Source organism: Pantoea sp. AG1095, assembly GCF_003208415.1.
Taxonomy (GTDB): Bacteria; Pseudomonadota; Gammaproteobacteria; order Enterobacterales; family Enterobacteriaceae; genus Pantoea; species Pantoea leporis.
The window spans coordinates 188875-210051 of the sequence record NZ_QKMJ01000002.1 but is presented as its reverse complement, the minus strand read 5'-3'; the positions used below and the strand labels follow the sequence as shown (position 1 = coordinate 210051).

20 protein-coding genes are annotated in these 21177 nt (G+C 55.4%); 6 read left to right on the top strand and 14 right to left on the bottom strand.

What is annotated here, in order from left to right; genetic code table 11:
- Position 1 precedes the first annotated feature (1 nt).
- Positions 2-601, top strand: a complete 600-nt coding sequence (gene yfbR, locus DEU53_RS07625; protein ID WP_110866568.1) for a 5'-deoxynucleotidase — start codon at positions 2-4, stop codon at positions 599-601.
- A gap of 27 nt (positions 602-628) precedes the next feature.
- Here the strand turns inward: yfbR and DEU53_RS07620 are convergent, their stop codons facing one another.
- The 3 genes from DEU53_RS07620 to yfbV form a co-directional block, all read right to left on the bottom strand.
- Positions 629-1288 (bottom strand): sugar phosphatase, encoded by a 660-nt coding sequence (locus DEU53_RS07620; RefSeq protein ID WP_110866567.1) that lies wholly within the window; start codon positions 1286-1288, stop codon positions 629-631.
- 14 nt (positions 1289-1302) lie between these two features.
- Entirely contained in the window at positions 1303-1797 is a 495-nt protein-coding gene (locus DEU53_RS07615) for a YfbU family protein (protein WP_110866566.1), read from the bottom strand.
- A 150-nt stretch (positions 1798-1947) separates the two neighbouring features.
- Positions 1948-2400 carry a terminus macrodomain insulation protein YfbV gene (gene yfbV, locus DEU53_RS07610; protein WP_101763650.1) on the bottom strand — a complete coding sequence of 151 codons (453 nt, stop codon included), beginning with the start codon at positions 2398-2400 and terminating at the stop codon, positions 1948-1950.
- A gap of 339 nt (positions 2401-2739) precedes the next feature.
- Here yfbV and ackA point away from each other — a divergent pair, with 339 nt between their 5' ends.
- From ackA to DEU53_RS07595, 3 genes are all read left to right on the top strand, one after another.
- Positions 2740-3942, top strand: a complete 1203-nt coding sequence (gene ackA / locus DEU53_RS07605) for an acetate kinase (RefSeq protein ID WP_101763649.1) — start codon at positions 2740-2742, stop codon at positions 3940-3942.
- 73 nt (positions 3943-4015) lie between these two features.
- The gene (gene pta / locus DEU53_RS07600) at positions 4016-6160 is read left to right on the top strand and encodes a phosphate acetyltransferase (protein ID WP_176971183.1); all 2145 of its coding nucleotides are present in this window, start codon (positions 4016-4018) and stop codon (positions 6158-6160) included.
- Between the two features lie 129 nt (positions 6161-6289).
- Complete coding sequence (locus tag DEU53_RS07595) at positions 6290-7549, top strand: 4-aminobutyrate--2-oxoglutarate transaminase (protein WP_110866565.1); 1260 nt, start codon at positions 6290-6292, stop codon at positions 7547-7549.
- A gap of 46 nt (positions 7550-7595) precedes the next feature.
- Here the strand turns inward: DEU53_RS07595 and yfcD are convergent, their stop codons facing one another.
- Both yfcD and yfcF read right to left on the bottom strand, forming a co-directional pair.
- Complete coding sequence (gene yfcD, locus DEU53_RS07590; protein WP_007889295.1) at positions 7596-8141, bottom strand: NUDIX hydrolase YfcD; 546 nt, start codon at positions 8139-8141, stop codon at positions 7596-7598.
- Between the two features lie 111 nt (positions 8142-8252).
- The gene (yfcF, locus tag DEU53_RS07585) at positions 8253-8894 is read right to left on the bottom strand and encodes a glutathione transferase (protein ID WP_008105173.1); all 642 of its coding nucleotides are present in this window, start codon (positions 8892-8894) and stop codon (positions 8253-8255) included.
- A 204-nt stretch (positions 8895-9098) separates the two neighbouring features.
- On the opposite strand from yfcF, the gene DEU53_RS07580 reads away from it, so the two are divergent.
- Complete coding sequence (locus tag DEU53_RS07580; protein ID WP_110866564.1) at positions 9099-9992, top strand: TIGR01777 family oxidoreductase; 894 nt, start codon at positions 9099-9101, stop codon at positions 9990-9992.
- Positions 9993-10024: 32 nt separating this feature from the next.
- Here DEU53_RS07580 and DEU53_RS07575 read toward each other — a convergent pair whose 3' ends face one another.
- The 3 genes from DEU53_RS07575 to dalD are packed head-to-tail and all read right to left on the bottom strand — an operon-like array spanning position 10025 to position 14202.
- The gene (locus tag DEU53_RS07575) at positions 10025-11305 is read right to left on the bottom strand and encodes an MFS transporter (protein ID WP_110866563.1); all 1281 of its coding nucleotides are present in this window, start codon (positions 11303-11305) and stop codon (positions 10025-10027) included.
- A gap of 22 nt (positions 11306-11327) precedes the next feature.
- Entirely contained in the window at positions 11328-12797 is a 1470-nt protein-coding gene (gene xylB / locus DEU53_RS07570; RefSeq protein ID WP_110866562.1) for a xylulokinase, read from the bottom strand.
- Positions 12798-12807: 10 nt separating this feature from the next.
- Complete coding sequence (dalD, locus tag DEU53_RS07565; RefSeq protein ID WP_110866561.1) at positions 12808-14202, bottom strand: D-arabinitol 4-dehydrogenase; 1395 nt, start codon at positions 14200-14202, stop codon at positions 12808-12810.
- Between the two features lie 195 nt (positions 14203-14397).
- Here dalD and DEU53_RS07560 point away from each other — a divergent pair, with 195 nt between their 5' ends.
- Positions 14398-15345 carry a sugar-binding transcriptional regulator gene (locus DEU53_RS07560; RefSeq protein ID WP_101763642.1) on the top strand — a complete coding sequence of 316 codons (948 nt, stop codon included), beginning with the start codon at positions 14398-14400 and terminating at the stop codon, positions 15343-15345.
- A 161-nt stretch (positions 15346-15506) separates the two neighbouring features.
- Here the strand turns inward: DEU53_RS07560 and hisP are convergent, their stop codons facing one another.
- The 6 genes from hisP to purF all read right to left on the bottom strand — a co-directional run bounded on the left by hisP (position 15507) and on the right by purF (position 21147).
- Positions 15507-16280, bottom strand: coding sequence for a histidine ABC transporter ATP-binding protein HisP (gene hisP / locus DEU53_RS07555; protein WP_101763641.1), 774 nt, complete (start codon positions 16278-16280; stop codon positions 15507-15509).
- Between the two features lie 8 nt (positions 16281-16288).
- The gene (locus tag DEU53_RS07550) at positions 16289-17005 is read right to left on the bottom strand and encodes an ABC transporter permease (protein ID WP_008105190.1); all 717 of its coding nucleotides are present in this window, start codon (positions 17003-17005) and stop codon (positions 16289-16291) included.
- Positions 17002-17688 (bottom strand): histidine ABC transporter permease HisQ, encoded by a 687-nt coding sequence (locus DEU53_RS07545; RefSeq protein ID WP_008105192.1) that lies wholly within the window; start codon positions 17686-17688, stop codon positions 17002-17004. The genes DEU53_RS07550 and DEU53_RS07545 overlap by 4 nt, the downstream gene beginning before the upstream one ends.
- A 194-nt stretch (positions 17689-17882) precedes the next feature.
- A complete protein-coding gene (gene argT / locus DEU53_RS07540) occupies positions 17883-18665 on the bottom strand; it encodes a lysine/arginine/ornithine ABC transporter substrate-binding protein ArgT (RefSeq protein WP_101763640.1) in 783 nt (260 codons plus the stop codon).
- Positions 18666-18943: 278 nt separating this feature from the next.
- Entirely contained in the window at positions 18944-19513 is a 570-nt protein-coding gene (locus DEU53_RS07535; RefSeq protein WP_061717852.1) for a UbiX family flavin prenyltransferase, read from the bottom strand.
- 116 nt (positions 19514-19629) lie between these two features.
- Positions 19630-21147: an amidophosphoribosyltransferase gene (purF, locus tag DEU53_RS07530; RefSeq protein WP_101763639.1), complete on the bottom strand. Its 1518-nt coding sequence runs from the start codon at positions 21145-21147 to the stop codon at positions 19630-19632.
- Positions 21148-21177 lie beyond the last annotated feature (30 nt).

The following is a 21177-nucleotide window of genomic DNA, read 5'->3' as shown; positions in this document are numbered from 1 at the left end:
CATGACTCGTAGCCATTTTTTCGCCCACCTCTCCCGTCTCAAACTGATTAACCGCTGGCCATTAATGCGCAATGTGCGCACTGAAAACGTTTCCGAGCATAGTCTGCAGGTGGCGATGGTTGCTCACGCGCTCGCCATCATCAAAAACAAAAAGTTTAACGGCAACCTCAACGCCGAGCGCATTGCCATGCTAGCGCTGTATCACGATGCCAGCGAAGTACTGACCGGGGATTTACCGACGCCGGTGAAATACTACAACGCGCAAATTGCGCACGAATATAAAAAGATCGAGAAAATTGCCCAACAGAAACTCATCGATATGCTGCCGCCCGAACTGCAGGACGCTTATCGGCCGCTGATAGATGAACACATGCATAGCGAAAGTGAACAATCCGTGGTAAAGCAAGCGGATGCACTTTGCGCCTATGTGAAGTGTCTGGAAGAGTTGTCGGCGGGTAATAACGAGTTTTTGCTGGCCAAAGCGCGTCTGGAGAAAACCCTGACGCAGCGGCGCTCGCCGGAAATGGATTATTTTGTTGAGGTGTTTATTCCCAGCTTTAGCCTGTCGCTGGATGAAATCTCACAGGATACGCCGCTGTAAAAAAACGGGCCGCAGCGGCCCGTTTTTTTATGCGGTGATAGAAAGGGTAAATTCACCGCTATCTTCTTTAGTGACATTTAACGGTTCAAGCGAAGCGACGCGGAAGGTGACTTCATCAATGCGCGGCGCATCGGCTGGCGCATTTATAGCGATCACCGCACTGCCCGCATCCAATCCTGAAATGATGCCCGCTGGCGCATCCTCAACCACCACGCATTGCGTCGCTGAAAGCCCCAAACGCTCGGCGCCCAGCAAATAAGGCTCGGGATTCGGCTTACCGTGCTTGATGTTCTCCGCGGTGATGAAAACCTCTGGCATGGGTAGATTGGCGGCTTTATGGCGCGCGTGGGCAACAGGAATCGAACCCGATGTGACAATCGCCCATGGGATCTGCAACTCGTTCAACGTTGACAGTAACGCTAATGCGCCCGGAATTGCCTGTACGCCTTGCGTGTCTTCAGCTTCGAGACGTTCAAGCCAGAGGAACTCCGCCTGAATCGCCTCTTCAGATTGTCCCGCCATGAAATGGCGCAGCGAATTGATGGCAGGCTTCCCGTGGATATAGCTCAGGACCTCTTCCGCAGACAAACCATGGCGCTCGCCCCACAATGACCATGCGCGAATCACAGCAGGCAGTGAATCCACCAGCGTGCCGTCTAAATCAAACAGAAAACCCCTGTACTTCACGCGTCGCTCCTTATTCAGGCATTGATAATCTGCGCGATCTCATTCGCGCTGAGATGATATTGACGCGGACAAGTGTGCCACACCGTAAGCATGCGTTGGTATTTTTCCCACATCGGCGTTTGGGCATTGAAGCCGTGTGTGCCGGAATCAAAATGGGTATAGCGCCCTTCTACGTTCACCATAAAACGCACGTAGCCGAGATAACGCGCTTCGGTGGCCGCATCAAAGCCGAGAAACGCCAGGCGACGCTCATCAATCGCGCTGCCATCTTTGAGGTTCGACCACGAAACATGCAGCGCATGATGCATTTCCATAATATCGATCAGTAAGCGACAGGTCGCTTCGGTTAGCTCGCCGAATTCCTTATCGAGCTCGCGTAACTGCAAGCCATAGCCGCGTTCAATAATGGTTTGATAACGACGATAGCGCTCGGAGTTATCGGGTTCCAGCATGGCCATCATTTTGTATTGATTGGAGAGGATCAATCGTTGTGCGTGGGTCATTTCCATGGTTTGCTCCCGGGCCAGGCGGCCGCTTAAGATTTAAACAATGAAGAAATGATTACACAAGGAGAGTGATGCGTGTATGTCCGCACCACTTTTCTTTGATTTGAACCGGGATTTGGCTCAAATTCTCTGGCAGGTAAAAGCGTCCGCGGATCAAAGATCGTCGAGGAAAGTGCGATCAAGCTGTTTAAACGCGCGCTTCAACACATCGGCGAGCGACTGATATGTCGGCTTACCGTCAACGGGTGCAATCGCCTGCCCCGCTTCTTGCAGTTTGGTACGCACTTCATGGAACCACTGCAGCAGCGTAGGCGGCAACGGCGTTACCGAACGTTTACCTAACCACCATAATCCTTGCATCGGCAGGCTGCAGGCAAACAGCGCGGTGGCAATTGCTGGACCAAGTTGTCCCCCCATCGCGATTTGCCATGTCAAGGTGAAAATCGCCAGCGGCGGCATAAAGCGAATGGCAAAACGCGTTGCATTCACCACGCGATTTTCAGGAAATACCGGCGCCAGGCGCTTGTCTGCAGGCCAGGTCTTCATGTATCGCTGTCCGCGCTGGAACAAGCCGAACCAGCCGGGTTTGTCTGTCTCATTCGCCATGATAGACCTCAACTAAATCTGCAATATTTAAAATAAACCGATAACTACACAACTTTACGTGACATCCTTCAAAAGTTTTTGTCTTTGCGGGTGACAGTGAGTATTCTGACGCCGTTTGAGTAACATTACCGGAAGCTTTAGCTCAATAAAAGAGCGGCCAGAGCCATGTTTCGCTAAGTGCTTATCAAAAATAAGCGTAAAATCACCAAAATTTTTTGCATGTCACTGAATTTTTGACTAGCACATGATGTTTATCATTAACCTACCAGCTTTCATGGGCTACGCTGTTAGTCTGATTGCGTTTTTTTTAGCCACTATTTAACAAAAATAGGTACTTCCATGTCGACGAAGTTAGTTCTGGTTCTGAACTGCGGCAGTTCTTCACTAAAGTTTGCCATCCTTAACCCTGTTACCGGCGACGAATACCTCTCCGGTTTGGCTGAATGTTTCCATTTACCGGAAGCACGTATTAAGTGGAAACTGGACGGCAGCAAACAAGAAGCTCAGCTTGGCGCGGGTGCGGCACACAGCGAAGCACTGAATTTCATGGTCAAAACTATTCTGGCACAAAAACCAGAGCTTTCGGCACAAATCGCTGCAATCGGCCATCGTATTGTTCACGGCGGTGAGCAGCTGACCAAATCAGTCATCATCGACGAATCTGTTATTCAGGGCATCAAAGACGCCTCTTCTTTTGCGCCGCTGCACAATCCTGCGCATCTGATCGGTATAGATGAAGCGCTGAAAAACTTCCCACATCTTTCTGATAAAAATGTCGCGGTTTTTGACACCGCATTCCATCAGACAATGCCGGAAGAGTCCTATCTCTATGCTCTGCCGTACAAATTGTATAAAGAGCACGGCGTTCGTCGCTACGGCGCACACGGCACCAGCCACTACTATGTGACGCAGGAAGCCGCGAAAATGCTGAACAAACCCGTTAGCGAACTGAACGTCATCACCTGCCACTTGGGTAATGGCGGTTCCGTTTCTGCTATTCGCAATGGTCAATGTGTTGATACATCAATGGGCCTGACGCCATTGGAAGGGTTGGTGATGGGCACGCGCAGTGGCGACATCGATCCTGCGATTATCTTCTTCCTGCATGATGCCCTGGGCATGAGCGTTGATGCCATCAACAAGCTGCTGACCAAAGAGTCTGGCCTGTTAGGTCTGACCGAAGTCACCAGCGACTGCCGCTATGTGGAAGACAACTACAGCACCAAAGAAGATGCTAAGCGTGCGATGGATGTGTTCTGCCACCGTCTGGCGAAATACATCGGCAGCTACACTGCGCTGATGGAAGGCCGTCTGGACGCCGTGGTCTTCACCGGTGGTATCGGTGAAAACGCGGCGATGGTGCGCGAGCTGGCGCTGCAGAAACTGGGTCTGCTCGGCTTCGAAGTCGATCACGAGCGCAACCTGGCAGCACGCTTCGGCAAATCGGGTTTCATCAACAAAGAAGGCACGCGCCCAGCCGTGGTGATCCCAACCAACGAAGAGTTGGTGATTGCTCAAGACGCCGCGCGTCTCACCGCTTAAAAACACTTCTCTCCGTCAGCTTAGGCTGACGGAGTTGTTTTAGACAGTCTGCAACACCTGAGAGGTTTCTATCGTGTCACGTACAATTATGCTCATTCCTACCGGCACCAGCGTCGGTCTGACCAGTGTCAGCCTCGGCGTGATCCGTGCCATGGAGCGCAAAGGCGTGCGCCTGAGCGTATTCAAGCCAATTGCCCAGCCACGTGCGGGTGGCGATGCGCCAGACCAAACCACCAGCATTATCCGTAAAAGCTCCGCGATTCCTGCCGCAGAACCGCTGCAGATGTCACGCGTTGAGTCGCTGCTTGGATCTAACCAGCAAGACGTGTTGATGGAAGAGATCATTGCCAACTATCACGCAAACGCTAAAGACGCGGAAGTGGTGCTGGTTGAAGGTCTGGTCCCCACGCGTAAACATCAGTTCGCATCTGCTCTGAACTATGAGATCGCTAAAACCCTGAACGCCGAAATCGTCTTCGTCATGGCGCTGGGCAACGATTCTCCGGCGCAGCTTAAAGAGCGTATCGAACTGACGCAAAGCAGCTTTGGCGGCAGCAAAAACAAAAACATCACTGGCGTGATCATCAACAAACTGAATGCGCCGGTGGATGAGCAAGGTCGTACGCGCCCGGATCTGTCAGAAATTTTTGATGACTCCTCTAAAGCCAGCATCGCCAACATCGATCCAAAGCAGCTGTTTGCCAACAGTCCGCTGCCGGTGCTGGGTTGTGTACCGTGGAGCTTTGATCTGATCGCCACTCGCGCCATCGATATGTGCCGTCACCTGAACGCCGATATCATCAACGAAGGTGAAATCCAGACGCGCCGTGTGAAATCTGTCACCTTCTGTGCGCGTAGCATTCCACACATGCTAGAGCACTTCCGTCCGGGTTCACTGCTGGTAACCTCCGCCGATCGTCCTGATGTACTGGTTGCCGCCTGTTTGGCCGCGATGAACGGCGTAGAAATCGGTGCAGTGCTGTTGACCGGTGGCTATCAGATTGAAGCGCCCATCGCACGCCTGTGCGAACGCGCGTTTCAGACCGGCCTGCCGGTGTTTATGGTGAAAACCAACACCTGGCAGACGTCGCTTAGCCTGCAAAGCTTCAACCTTGAAGTCCCGACTGACGATACGCAGCGCATCGAGAAAGTGCAGGAGTACGTAGCTAGCTTCATTAATGAAGATTGGGTGGAATCGCTGACCGCAACGTCCGAGCGCAGCCGTCGCCTGTCTCCACCGGCATTCCGCTACCAGCTCACCGAGCTGGCGCGCAAAGCCGGCAAACGCATCGTGCTGCCAGAAGGCGACGAGCCGCGTACCGTCAAAGCGGCAGCGATTTGCGCCGAACGCGGCATCGCTACCTGTGTGCTGCTCGGCAATCCGGAAGAGATTCAGCGTGTTGCGGCGGCGCAGGGTGTTGAACTTGGCACAGGCATCGTGATCGTGGATCCAGAAGTGGTACGTGAAAACTACGTGCCACGTTTGGTTGAGCTGCGTAAGAGCAAAGGCATGACCGAAGTGGTGGCGCAGGAGCAGCTGGAAGACAACGTGGTGCTCGGCACCATGATGCTGGAGAGCGGCGAAGTTGACGGTCTGGTCTCCGGCGCGGTTCACACCACTGCGAATACCATTCGTCCACCTCTGCAGCTGATCAAAACCGCGCCAAACAGCTCGCTGGTGTCGTCGGTGTTCTTCATGCTGCTGCCGGAGCAGGTTCTGGTGTATGGCGACTGCGCCATCAACCCGGATCCCAATCCAGAACAGCTGGCAGAGATCGCGATTCAGTCTGCCGACTCAGCCAAAGCCTTCGGTATCGATCCACGCGTCGCGATGATCTCCTATTCAACCGGTAACTCCGGTGCCGGTAGCGACGTTGAGAAAGTACGTGAAGCCACGCGCATCGCGCAGGAAAAACGCCCGGATCTGGTGATCGATGGTCCGCTGCAGTACGACGCCGCGATTATGGAAGACGTCGCCAAATCCAAAGCGCCAAACTCTGCGGTTGCCGGCCGCGCTACCGTGTTCATCTTCCCGGATCTGAACACTGGTAACACCACTTACAAAGCGGTACAGCGTTCTGCCGATCTGATCTCCATCGGACCGATGCTGCAAGGCATGCGTAAGCCTGTGAACGACCTCTCGCGCGGCGCACTGGTGGATGATATCGTCTACACCATCGCATTGACGGCGATTCAATCGCAGCAGGCCGAAGGCTAATCCCCTTTCCCGCCCACCAAAAAAGCATGCACTTCGGTGCGTGCTTTTTTTTTGCCCCGTACTTCACTGGCATAAACCTCACGCTGCGTTAACACTGATTGAAGTCTGCCGCTAATTGCGAGGTGAATAATGAGCAACAGTGATGTGCACCGCCGTCGTTTACAAGCCACGCCGCGCGGCGTGGGTGTGATGTGTGATTTCTATGCGGTAAAAGCCGAGAATGCCACGGTTTGGGATCAACATGGCCGCGAATACACCGATTTTGCCGCAGGCATCGCAGTGCTTAATACCGGGCATCGTCACCCGAAAGTAATGGCTGCGGTGCAACAGCAGCTAGAATGCTTTACCCATACCGCATTTCAAATCATCCCTTATGAGAACTACATTCATCTCGCTGAGCGACTAAATGCGCTGGTGCCGATTAGCGGGCCGGTGAAAACCACCTTTTTCTCAACCGGTGCTGAAGCGGTCGAAAACGCGGTCAAAATAGCGCGTGCGGCCACCGGTCGTCCCGGCATCATCGCCTTCACCGGCGCGTTTCATGGCCGCACCAATATGACAATGTCGCTGACCGGGAAAGTGGTGCCGTATAAAACCGGCTTCGGCCCCTTCGCCAGCCCGGTGTTTCACGCGCGCTATCCCAACGCGCTGCACAAGGTCAGCGTGAGCGATGCGCTCGACAGCCTGGAAGCGATTTTCCGCAGCGATATCAGCCCGCAGCAGGTGGCAGCCATTATCTTTGAACCGGTTCAGGGCGAAGGCGGTTTCTACGATGCGCCGCCAGAGTTTGTCGTTGCGCTGCGGGAGTTGTGCGATCGCCACGGCATACTGCTGATCGCCGATGAGATCCAGAGCGGTTTTGCGCGCACCGGCAAGCTGTTCGCCAGCGACTATTACGCCGTGCAGCCCGATATCATCACCATGGCGAAAAGTCTGGCCGGTGGTTTCCCGCTCTCGGCGGTATCGGGACGCGCAGAAGTCATGGATGCGCCAGAACCCGGCGGCCTGGGCGGAACCTATGCTGGCAGTCCACCGGCGATTGCGGCGGCGCTGGCGGTGTTAGACATTATCGAAGAAGAGGCGCTGTGCAGCCGCGCCAACCAGCTTGGCAGCCGATTAAAACAGACGTTGCAGCGAGCAGATTGTAAAGCGCTGGCGGAAATTCGTGGTTATGGCTCAATGATGGCGGCGGAATTCAATGATGCGGCGGGCAAGCCGTCGGCGGAGATTGCCAAAGCTATTCAGCAGCAGGCGCTGGAAAAAGGTTTGATTCTGCTAACCTGTGGCGTGTACGGCAACGTGATCCGCTTCCTCTATCCGCTGACTATTCCCGATGCGCAGTTCGAGGATGCGTTGGCACTGTTGGCGGGGATTCTGCGGGAACATTAACAATGTTGTGTATAAGGTCGCCAAAAATGGCGACCTTACGGCAAGATTACGCTTCGCTGCTCTGTTTACGACGTGCAGCATCACTGTTTCGGCTCAGCCACAGCGACAGCGCCTTAAGCGAATCATCGGTGAACTCGTCACAGCGCGCGGTGATCTCTTCCGGCGTCATCCAGAAGATCTCATCCACTTCCTCTTCCTGCATGGCAAACGGGCCATGGGAAACGCAGCTGAACAGCCCGCCCCATACGCGGCAATGCTGATCTTCAAAATAGAACTGGCCGTGTTCGGCGAATGGAACGGCCGCGATACCCAATTCCTCTTCCGCTTCACGACGCGCCGATTCCAGCAGGTCTTCCCCACTCTGCACCACGCCACCGGCAGTGGCGTCCAGCATACCCGGCATGAAGTCTTTGATTTCAGTACGACGCTGCACCAGAATTTTGCCCATGCCATCATGCACCACAATATAGGTAGCGCGATGACGCAGACACTGCGCACGCATCTGCGCACGGCTGGCCTGCGCAATGACTTCGTTCTCTTCGTTAACGATATCAACCCACTCGATACCGTCACCTGCCGTTTGATCCACCATCCGTAACCCTTTTCTGTTTTCGGCGTGCCCAGCACGCGCCTGTTTGCCATGCTTTATTAGAATGAGCGGTAAGGTAAAGCGTTCTTTTCGCCATCGCAAGGCGCATCGTGCTCAGCGTGTTTTACCCGATTCCGCTAACCAGAGTTGCACCGAAGCACGCTGCCACTGGAACTCCGCATAGTGTTGCAGCTTCACCGGCAGCGCATCGCCGTGCAGCGCCAGGCGATTAATCATCACGGCTAAATCGGTATCCGCAATCGACCATTCGCCAAACAGATTTTGCTGTCCATCAGGCAAAAGGCGCTGCACCGCAGCAATGAGTTTGTTGGCAGCTTGCTCACCCGCCGGCGTAAGCGGCGCAAAGCGTTCGCCGGCGAACAGCACTTCGGTTGGACGCTCAGAGCGCAGCGCCATTAAGTCGCTGCGCAGCCATGCCTGCACTTCGCGCGCATGCGCCCGTTTCTCACGATCGCGCGGATAGAGCCGCTCGAACTCTGGCGCCGGAAAACGCTCTTCCAGGTACTCAGCAATCGCTGAAGATTCCGTCAGCAGCACATCATCGATTTGCAGCGTCGGCACGCGGCAGGTCAGCGACAGCGCGCGGTATTCCTCATCCCACTGCGCATTCTGCGATAAATCGACGCGCTTAAGGGTGAAGGGAATGCCCTTCTCGGTGAGCGCAACATAAACCGACATGGCGTAAGGGCTGAAAAAGCAAGAATCTGACCACAAAGTAATGGTTGGATAATTCATTGGCTGCCTCAGAAAAGCGTCAGGTGTGCATCATGTTTACCGATTTTTATTTATTAAGGCAATGGTGCGCTGGTCGGATCTTTAGCGGCTAAGACCAGCGCTGACTTTTCCTTTTTCTTCATAAGCGTAAGCCGAGTCACGCCGCGCGCACGCTTCTCTTCTATGCTCAATCTGAGCAGATAAAAAATGACAAGGAGGCTCAACATGCATTTACTGATCACCGGCGGCACCGGCCTGATTGGCCGCCATCTGATTCCGCGTCTGTTGCAGCTTGGCCATCAGGTGAGCGTCGTCACGCGCGATGTCGCCGCCGCACGCGAGAAACTCGACGCCAGCGTGGCGCTGTGGTCCGGCATCAATCAGCAAACCGATTTAAACGGTATTGATGGTGTGATTAATCTTGCGGGCGAACCGATCGCCGATAAACGCTGGACCGAACAGCAGAAGCAGCGGCTGTGCGAAAGCCGCTGGCAGATCACCGAGCAGCTGGTCTCGCTGATTCACGCCAGCAGCAATCCCCCGCAATTTTTGATTTCCGGCTCGGCTACCGGCTTTTATGGCGATACCGGCGACTTAGTGCTGACCGAAGAGGATCCGGGCCAGAATGAATTTACCCATACGCTGTGCGCACGTTGGGAACAATTGGCGTTAACTGCACAGAGCGATCGCACGCGCGTCTGTTTGCTGCGCACCGGCGTGGTGCTGGCGAAAGAAGGCGGCGCGTTATCGAAGATGAAACTGCCGTTTAAGCTTGGCGTAGGCGGTCCGATTGGTAGCGGCAAACAGTATTTACCGTGGATTCACATCGACGATTTGGTTAACGCGCTGCTGTGGCTAATCGATCACTCTGAACTGCGCGGCCCGTTCAACATGGTTGCGCCCTATGCGGTGCGCAATGAGCAGTTCGCCGCCACGCTCGGCCATGTGATGCATCGCCCAGCCTTTATGCGCACGCCCGCCAGCGCCATCAAGCTGATGATGGGCGAATCAGCGGTACTGGTGCTCGGCGGCCAACATGTGTTGCCGAAGCGCCTGGAAGAGTCAGGCTTTGGTTTTCGCTGGTACGATTTGGAGGAAGCGTTGCGGGATGTCGTGTAGGGGCGCCATTAATGGCGCCCGCCTATCACAGATTAACTCCTTTGCTGCGCCACGCGTGATTTCACTGCCGCCGGTTCATGCGTATGTCCCGGCTGCGGCACGCGGATGATAAAGGTCAGCACGCCAGCAAACACGTACAGCGCGGTATACGCCCACACCACACCGACGATATCGAAAAACGGCAGCAACACCGACGCAATCGCGGGCGCGACAAAATTACTCAGTCCGGCCGACAGGTTATAAATCGACACGGCGGCGCCTTTGTGATGCGGCTCCAGTGTCGGAAACACAGCGGTCATCGGCACGAAGGCGGCGACAAAAATTCCTAACATCACCGCCGGAATCAGCGCCACCCAGAAGTTATGTCCGGCATACAGCGGCAGGTAGTAAAACGCCAGACTGGAGATGGCCATACCGAGACAGCCAAACCAGCGCACCTGACGGATCCAACCCAGCTTCTCGCCGGTAATGCCCCAGAAGATGTTGGTAAAAATGGTAACGAAGAAGAACACCGCCCAGATTTGCAGCCATTCGGAAATGGTAAAACCAAGACGATCAACGAACAGCAGCGGCATGATAATGGCGAAACCAAACAGCGACAGCGTATTAATGATGCGAATCAGGCAGGCATAAAGCACGTGCTGGTTGGTAAACAGAATAGTTACCGCCCGCGACATTTCGGTCATTTTATCGCGCATCGGCAAATTGACGCGCGAACGATCAACCGGCACATGGCGCAAGCTGAAATAGGCCAGCACGCCACCACAGGCAACCCAAATAATCGCCAGCCACAGCGTACCGGTTTCGCCGAGCATCGGGATGGTCAGACTCGGTAAATAGCTGCCGACCACACCGATACCGACGGAATACATTGCCCAGAACCAACCGGTGGCGGCCGCCAGTTTTTCACGCGGCAGCACCTGCACCAGCATCATCATGAATGAGTAAATGAATAGCGGATACGCCAGGCCGCGAATGCCGTAGAACAGCACCATCAGCGGATAGTTGCGCATGCCAAGACCCAACGACATAAACAGCGTGTGCATGACAATCCACAGCACGAAGCCAATCATCATGGCACGCTGGGGCGTAATCAGTTCCGCTACCACGCCCGATGCCCACGCCGCTAGCGCTGCCGCCAGTCCGTAAAAAGTAAATACTACCGCCGACTGCGCTGGAGTGAAACCCATATCGGTGATGTGACGCGACAGAAATGCCATTTCAAAGCCGTCACCCGCCATAAAAATAGCGATGGCGAGGAAGCCCCAGAACATCTTTTTCGGTAAGCCAAACCAGTAATCATTCGATTGCATCTCATTCATCCTCTGTCTGGAATTATTCAGGCAACAACACTCGCGCCTGCTGCTGTTGTGCATAGAGCGTGCGGAACAGCTGCAATCGCTGCTGCAGCACCTTGCCGCGCGCAGCATCTGGTTGATATCGCGCCTGCACCGGCGGTTTTAGGCAAACTTCGCTCTCCACACCACCCGCGGCCAGCCATGCCAGACGCGCAGCCCCCAATGCGCCGGACGCGCTGGCGGGATGCGTGACGATCGGCAGTTGCAGCACATCGGCGATCAACTGCGCCCACAACGTGCTGCGCGCCCCACCGCCGGTCAGGCTGCACTGCTGAATCTGGCGCTGCGCATCACCAAGCACCGCAAACCCGTCGGCCAGACCAAAAGCTACGCCTTCAATTACTGCGTAGCCGAGCAGCGCACGCGGTGTTTCGTGGCGCAGATTGAAGAAAGAGCCGGAGGCGTCAGGATCGTTGTGTGGCGTGCGTTCACCGGAAAGATAGGGCAGGAAAACCGGGGCATGACGCCGCTGCTCTTCACTGAGCTGTGCCATCTCTTCCATCAGTTGGCTTTCGGTAACGGAGAGCAGATTACACAGCCAGCGCAGGCAGCTGGCGGCGCTGAGCATCACGCTCATCTGGTGCCAGCGTCCGGGCAAGGCGTGACAAAAGGCGTGCACGCCCGATTGCGGATCGGCCAGCAAACGATCGTTGACGACAAAAATCACGCCGGAGGTACCCAGCGAGATAAAGGCATCGCCCGGATTGACCGCGCCCACACCAACCGCCGATGCGGCATTGTCGCCACCGCCGCCCGCCACGCAGACCGCGGCCGACAAGCCCCATTCACTTGCCAGATCGGCTTTCAATGGGGCGCTCACCGCGCTGCCTTCCACCAGCGCCGGCATATTGGCGCGCGTGAGGCCGGTGATGGCTAACAGTTCGTCGCACCAGTCGCGCTGAGCCACATCGAGCCACAACGTGCCTGCCGCGTCTGAAGGTTCACTGATAAATTGTCCGGTTAAACGCCAGCGTAGGTAATCTTTCGGCAATAGCACTTTATCGATGCGGCGGAAAATCTCAGGCTCATGTTCCGCCACCCAACGCAGTTTAGGTGCGGTGAAGCCCGGCATAATCATATTGCCGCTGAGCTGCATCATTTCCGGATGTTGGGCACTGAGCGCGGCACATTGCGGCGCGCTGCGTGTGTCATTCCACAGAATGCACGGGCGCAGCACCTTACCCTGCGCATCCAGCAGCACCGCGCCGTGCATCTGCCCGGACAAACCCATCGCGCGAACCTCGCTCCAGGCCAGCGCGTCCTGCTGGCGCAATCCAGCAAGGACATCACCGCACGCTTGCCACCAGCGCTCGGGATCCTGTTCTGCCCAGTGCGCATGCGGGCGCTGCACGTTGAGCGTGGCGTGATTCGAGGCAATGATCTCACCCTGCGCATTGATGATCAGCGCTTTGAGCTCGGAGGTGCCAATATCAATCCCAAGATACATAACGCGCTCCTTACACCGCAGCCAGCATGCGTTCTGGCTGTTTCAGCCACAGTTGCAGATCCGCCACGCTGCGCGTCACCAGCGCATGAAACGCCTTGTCCTGTGCCAGTTCGCCAAATAGCGCGCTATCGCTGAGGAAAGCGTTCAGTGCATCGGAGCGGCTAAACTGCTGGCGCAGCGCATCGGCTTGCAGCACGCCATCCTGATAGGTGTAAGGCAAATCATCACAGGCCCAGCGTTGCAGGAACAGGAAGAACAGTGCAGGCAGCACGGCCGTGGCCGCCGGTTCTGCGCCACGCTGATAGCATTCGCGCAGTGTTGGCGTCACCATGCCGGGGATTTTCGACAAACCGTCCGCGCCAACACGTTGATTGGTGTCTTTAATGTAGGGATTGCTAAAACGCGCCAGTACCACATCGCGATAATCGGCTAAATCCAGCGGGCTCGGCGACAGCGATGGCATCACATCCTGGGTCACGTAGTCATAGGCCAGTTGGTAAATCGCTGGCTGACGCGTGCTTTTATCAATGTAATTGCGGCCAATCAGCGTGCCTGCCCAGGCAATCGCCGCATGCGTGGCGTTAAGGATGCGGATTTTCGCCTCTTCCCACGGCAATACCGATTCCACCAGCTCAACGCCAACCTTCTCCAGCGCCGGCCGACCGGCAATGAAGTCATCTTCAATCACCCATTGAATAAAGGATTCGGCCATCACCGATGCACCATCCTCTTTACCCGTAGCGGCTTTAACGCGCTCAGCCACATCCGGCGTTGGACGCGGCGTAATGCGATCCACCATGGTGTTGGGCGAGGTGGTATTTTCGCGCACCCAATTCGCTAAGGCGTTGTCACCTTTGGCGGTAAGAAACGCGAGGAAGCCGTGACGGAAACGTTCGCCGTTGTGGCGCAGGTTATCGCAGTTGAGCAGCGTAACGGGCGCGCCACCGTTGGCCACGCGCTGCGTGAGGATGCGTGCCAGCGCGCCATAAATCGTGCGGATGTCGCCTTTCACATCGGCCTGCACATCCGGTTGCGTCAGGTCCAGTTCGAATTCCGGTGTCAAATAGTAACCGGCTTCGGTGACGGTAAAACCTATCACGCGGGTTTCACTTTTCGCTCCCTGCTCCACCAGCGCGCTGATGTCGCTATCCCACGGCAGGATTTTGCGCAATGACGTGATGGTTTCATAGGCGCGTTCGCCATCGGGTGTAACGGTTTCCAGCACATATTCGCCCTCTTGCGCAGCGAGTTGCTCTAGCAACGGCGCGGCATCATTGCGGATATTGCCGAGGGCAATGCTCCAGCTGTCATCGCCCTGCTCGCGTAGTTTATGCAGATACCACGCCTGATGCGCGCGGTGAAAAGATCCTGCGCCGATATGCATCCACACTGATTGATTGGTCATAGTCGCCTCAAAATAAACATTTGCCACGATTAAGGGCATTTGCCCGATGAGGCGTAGCATAATGCGAGCGAGCAGCCTTGTTCTGCGAGCTCAATCACAATTAATACTTTTGCTCTTTTTTAGGGCTTTTGCTCAGTTAACACTTCATCGGCATCTCGCGTTAACATGGCGCACCGGTTTTGACGGAACAGCGCGATGAGCAGAGAAGAGAAAAAACAAGAACTGGCAGCACGTGCGGCCTGGATGTATTACGTGGCGGGCGTGACGCAGCAAGAGATTGCACGCGCGTTAGGATTGTCACGTCAGGTGGCGCAGCGATTGGTCTCCAGCGCGCGTGAAATGGGCATGGTGAGCGTAAAGATTGATCATCCGGTTACCCATTGCTTGCATCTGGCGCGCGACGTTCAGGATAAATTTGGCCTGCAACTGTGCCGTGTGGTGCCATCCGCCAATCTGGATGATGACGCTATTCAGCAGATGCTGGCAGTGGAAGGCGCGGCGGTGATGGCGCAATACATCAGCGAGGAGCAGCCGCAGGTATTTGGCATTGGTTCCGGTAAGACGCTGCGCTCGATGATTGATGCACTTCCCTGGGTTGAACGACCGCAGCATCAGTGTGTTTCGATGATTGGCGCGATTGCGCGGGACGACTCGGGTACGCGCTACGACGTGCCGCTGAAGATGGCGGAGAAGATGCAGGGCAAGTATTTCTTCATTCCTGCGCCGCTGTATGCGGATACGCCCGAAGATAAAGAGATGTGGATTCAGCATCAGGTTTATCAGCGCGTGACGTTACGCGCCTTGCAGGCGAATGTGGCCTTCGTTGGCATCGGCGAAGTGCAGCCCGGCTGCCCGCTGCATGCCGAAGGCTTTATCACCGATGCGCAAGTTGCTGCGCTCAACGCGCGCGGCGTGGTGGGCGAAATGCTCGGGCACTTTTTCAATCAGCAAGGTGAACGCGTGTGGGGTGAAACCGATGAACTGCTCACCAGCGTGTTGCTGGAGAGCCAGACGCAACGCCAGATTATTGGCTTTGCCGGCAGCGAGCGTAAATATCCGGCGATTCGCGCGGCGTTGCAGGGCGGCTGGGTGTCCGGTCTGGTGACCGATGAGGATACGGCGCTGAAGTTGTTGCGGGGGTAGAGGGTGCTTGCTGGCCTTCCCCCGCCCGCGGGGGAAGAAGACGCTGCCAAATCCCACTTCAACACCCACATATAGCAGCATCTTCCTCCCCCAATTTTGGGGGAGGACCGAGGAGGGGGACAGCGAGCACTGGCCTGGATGGGGGACAGCGGGCACAAAATCTACTTCAACGATCCCTTCAAAAACTGCTGCAAACGTGGGCTTTTTGGATTGCCGAACAGCTCATCCGGCGTGCCCTGCTCTTCAATTTTGCCCTGATGCAGGAAGATCACATGATTAGAGACGTGACGAGCAAACTCCATCTCATGCGTCACTACCACCATGGTTTTGCCCTCTTCCGCCAGTTTCTGCATGATGCGCAGCACTTCGCCGACCAGTTCCGGATCGAGCGCAGAAGTGGGTTCGTCAAACAGCAAGACTTCTGGCTCCATCGCCAATGCCCGCGCAATCGACACGCGCTGCTGCTGACCACCGGAAAGGTGCACCGGATATTTGGCACGCGCACGCGCATCAATGCCGACTTTATCCAGATACTTGATCGCACGCTCACGCGCTTCCGCCTTGCTCAGCCCCAGCACCTGAATCGGCGCTTCGGTAACGTTGTCCAGCACCGTCATGTGGCTCCACAGGTTGAAGTGCTGAAACACCATGGTCAGGCGCGTGCGCAGCATACGCAGCTGCTCTTTGTTCGCGACTTTCAGTTGACCGTCGGTGTCGCGCACCAGATTGATCTGCTGGTTGTTGACCGCAATGGTGCCTTCGCTCGGTTTCTCGAGGAAGTTAATGCAGCGCAAGAAGGTACTTTTCCCGGAACCGGACGAGCCAATAATGCTGATCACATCGCCGGCATTTGCCTGAAGCGATACGCCTTTCAGAACTTCATGTTCACCGTAACGTTTGTGCAGTTCGGTAACGCTTAATTTATTGTCAGCCATAGTGATACTCAATGCGATGAAGAAGGTTTTACGTGCGCCAGGAAGCGTTGTTCAGCTTTGCGGAACAAGCTAATCAGCCCGTAAGAGATAATCAGATACAGCACCGCAGCGATGCCAAACGCGGTAAACGGCTGATAGGTGGCCGAGTTGATATCGCGCGCGATTTTTAACAGATCCGGCACCGTCGCGGTAAACGCCAGCGCGGTGGAGTGCAGCATCAGGATCACTTCATTGCTGTACGCCGGCAGCGCGGTGCGCAGTGCCGAAGGCAGAATGATGCAGCGATACAATTTAAACGGTGAGAAGCCATAGGCGCGCGCCGCTTCGATTTCACCGTGCGGCACCGAACGAATCGCACCGGCAAAGATTTCGGTGGTATAGGCGCAGGTGTTCAGCGTGAACGCCAGCAGCGTACAGTTCAATCCACTGCGGAAGAAGGCGTTCAGCAACTCGGTGCCCTTCACCACTTCCAGCGTGTACATGCCGGAGTAGAACACCAGCAGTTGCACATACAGTGGCGTGCCGCGAAACACATAGGTGAACAGCCAAACCGGCGTGGAGATAAAGCGGTTAGAGGAGACGCGCGCAATCGCCAGCAGCACCGCGAGCGAACCGCCGATCACCACCGAGATGATCAATAACCACAGCGTAATCGCGATGCCGGTAAAACGGTAACCATCGGTCCAGAGCAGCTGTTTCCAATACTCCTGAATAATCTCAATCATAGCTCTGCCCTTTTCACACCCACCGTGTAGCGACGCTCAAGCCACCACAGCACGCCATTTGACAGCGTGGTAAACACCAGATAAATCACACCTGCCACAATGGCGAAGTAGAACGGCTGCCAGGTACTTTTACCTGCCAGCTGCGTGGCTTTCACCACATCTTCCAGCCCCAGCAGCGAAACCAGCGCCGTGGCTTTGAGAATAACCTGCCAGTTGTTGCCGATGCCCGGCAGCGCGAAGCGCATCATGGCCGGGAACAGAATGCGACGGAAGGTTTGCGAGCCGGTGAAACCGAAGGCGGTTGCCGCTTCGATCTGCCCTTTTGGCACCGCGAGGAACGCACCACGGAAGGTTTCAGTGAAGTAAGCACCGTAGATAAAGCCGAGCGTGATGATACCGGCGACCATCGGGTCAATATCAAATTGCGCCAGTCCCAGCGCATCAGTGAGGGTATTCAAGGCGATCTGCAGACCGTAGAAGATCAGCAGCATCAACACCAAATCGGGCACACCGCGGATTAAGGTGGTGTAGCCTTCAAACAGCATCGCCAGCGGGCGACTGCGGGAAAGTTTGGCGCCAGCGCCAATCAAGCCGAGCACCACCGCCAGCAACACGGAACTGAGCGCCAGCTCCAGCGTCACAAGGGTGCCCTTGAGGATTACTTCGGAATAGCCATACAACATGGGTTCAATCCTGTCGTGAGGGTAAGTTACAAACGCTGCCCAACTGACGGACAGTCCTAACCGGGGAATTTGAATCGCAGGATGGATGGCGGCAAGCGTATGAAGCCGGGCAGTTTACATAGGTAAGCGCCCGGAGTGAATACTTATGTGCAACCTTCCTGCCTTTCACAGACCAGGATTAGGAAACAGGATAATTAATCGCCGTACACGTTGAAATCAAAGTACTTCTTAGCAATCTTGTCGTAAGTGCCGTCTTTACGCATCTCAACAAAAGCTTTATCGATCGCGGCCTTCAGATCGGCATCATCTTTACGCAAGCCCATACCGGTACCGACGCCAAAGATCTTGTCGTCTTTCACTGCCGGGCCGGCAAACGCATATTTAGCGCCAACAGGCTGCTTCAGGAAACCTTCGCTCGCCTGCACTTCGTCCTGGAACGCGGCATCAATACGACCGGCATTCAGATCCTGATACACCAGATCCTGGTTAGCGTAAGGCGTAACGGTGACACCTTTTGGCTGCCAGTACTCTTTTGCATAGGTTTCCTGCGTGGTGCCCTGCAGCAGACCGATGTTTTTCCCTTTCAGGGATTCAATGGTCGGTTGCAGCGTAGAACCTTTCGGTGCCACTAAGCGCGCGTTCGCCGCGTACAGTTTTTCAGAGAAGTTGATCTCTTCCTGACGCTTTTCGGTAATTGACAGAGAAGAGATGATGGCGTCGATCTTCTTCGCTTTCAGCGACGGGATCAGCGCATCGAAATCACTTTCCACATAAGTACATTTAGTCTTGATACGTTTACAAATTTCGTTCGCCAGATCGATATCAAAGCCCACCAGCTGACCTTGCGCGTTCTTGGATTCGAATGGCGGATAAGTCGGGTCAGTTCCGATGCGCAGCGACTGCGGCACAGCGGCGAAGACGCTCGCGCTACTTACCATTGTCAGCATCAGAGAAAGAGCCAGAACTCGCTTTTTCATAGGTAACCCTCAAGTGAAGTGCTTATTGTTATGTGGTGCGTGATGTGTTGGTTTGCGCTGTAAGATGTGCACGTTTCATGCCAGTTGTGCGAATTGGCTAAACGCTGCGCAAGCGCGCTAAATACTGCGCCGGTTAGCGGCGCAAGCACTTAGTTTGTGAGGGAAATATAACAGCGGTGTGAGGAAGAAAAAGCGACATTGTTAACTTTTGGTGCACAAGATGCACGAAGAGTGATCGCACACGCGAATTTGCACACGAGCAGTGCATTAATGCACCATTATGCACCACTCCAGCGAGTGAAAAGATCTTCTGGCAGCTCAATATCGAACTGATCGAGCACACGATTCACCGTTTGATCGACTAAATCGCCGATGGATTGCGGACGATGATAGAACGCTGGCACCGGCGGCATGATCAGCGCGCCCAGCTCTGCGGCGGTGGTCATCATGCGCAGATGTCCCAAATGCAGCGGCGTTTCGCGTACGCACAGCACCAGCTTACGCTGCTCTTTTAGCACCACATCGGCGGCGCGGGTCAGCAGGCTATCGCTGTAGCTGTGCACGATTCCTGACAGCGTTTTCATCGAGCACGGCGCGATCGCCATGCCGAGAGTCTTGTAAGATCCGGATGAAATGCTGGCGGCGATGTCGCGCACGTCATGCACCACATCGGCCATCGCTTGCACCTCGCGCAGGCTGAAATCGGTCTCCAGCGCCAGCGTTTGCCGCGCGGCGGGGCTGATCACCAAATGGGTTTCCACCTCCGCCAGCGGTTGCAGCACTTGCAACATGCGCACGCCGTAGATCGCGCCGCTGGCGCCGGAAATACCAATGATCAGTCGTTTCATAATTCAGCCTTGCAGGTTCAGATTGCGGCAATGATAGCGGCTCACTGAACAAAAATACAAAAACAAACAGGGCGGGATTGCGCCCGCCCTGCTTTTACTCTGCCATAACCTCTGGCTTAGCCTTCGTTGTGCAGCTCCAGACCTTCCACTTCTGTCTGACGCGCGATGGCTTTGGAATCGTCATTACGCAGCGACTGCAGATACTCAAGGTACTGTTGATCGACATCTTTGGTGACGTAGATGCCGTTGAATACCGAGCACTCAAAGTTGGCGATATCCGGGTTCTCTTCACGCACCGCTTCAATCAGGTCGTTGAGATCCTGGAAAATTAACGCATCCGCTTTAATCAGCTGGCAGATCTCATTCACTTCACGGCCATGCGCAATCAGTTCGGTAGCGCTTGGCATATCAATGCCATAGACGTTCGGGAAACGGATTTCTGGTGCCGCCGAGGCGAGATAGACTTTTTTCGCGCCCGCTTCACGTGCCATCTCAATGATCTGCTCGGATGTAGTGCCGCGTACGATGGAGTCATCCACCAGCAACACATTCTTATCACGGAACTCAGCACGGTTGGCGTTCAGCTTGCGGCGAACGGCGCTGCGGCGCTGCTGCTGGCCGGGCATGATAAAGGTACGGCCAACGTAGCGGTTCTTCACGAAGCCCTGACGATATGGCTTGTCGAGGATGCGTGCGATTTCCAGCGCTATATCGGTTGAGGTTTCCGGAATCGGAATCACCACATCGATATCCAGATCTTCCCACTCGCGGGCAATTTTGTTACCCAACTTGGTGCCCATACGCACGCGTGCGCTGTACACCGAGATTTTGTCGAGGAACGAGTCCGGACGCGCAAAGTAGACGTATTCGAACAGGCACGGATTGGTTTTCGGGTTCTCGGCGCATTGACGCGTAGAGAGCTGGCCCTGCTCGGTGATGTACACGGCTTCGCCAGGCGCTACGTCACGAATGAACTCGAAGCCCAGCGTATCCAGCGCGACGCTCTCTGACGCCACCATGTATTCGGTGCGGCCATCGGCGATAACGCGCTTGCCCAGCACCAGCGGACGAATACCGTTGGGATCGCGGAAGGCGACCATCCCGTGTCCAATAATCATTGAAACCACTGCGTAAGCGCCGCGCACCTGCTGATGCACAGCCGCCACCGCAGCAAAAATGTTGTCAGCTTCCAGCGGATAGTGCTGAAAACGGTCCAGCTCCTGCGCGAAGATGTTCAGCAGGATTTCGGAATCTGAGGTGGTATTAACGTGACGGCGACCCGTTTCGAACAGCTGTTTACGCAGTTCGTGGGCGTTGGTCAGGTTGCCGTTATGCGCCAACGTGATGCCGTAAGGAGAGTTCACGTAGAAAGGTTGCGCTTCAGAGGCGCTGGAGCTGCCTGCCGTTGGGTAGCGCACATGACCAATCCCGATGTTGCCCTGCAGACGCTGCATATGGCGCGCTTCGAACACATCGCTGACCAGGCCGTTGGCTTTACGCAAACGGAAGCAGTTAATAGCATCGATGGTACAAATGCCGGCGGCATCCTGCCCGCGGTGCTGAAGCACCGTTAACGCGTCATAGATTGACTGGTTTACTGGCATGAAACCGGTGATACCAACAATACCGCACATATTGTCATTTCCTCATTAGCCGCACTCCCG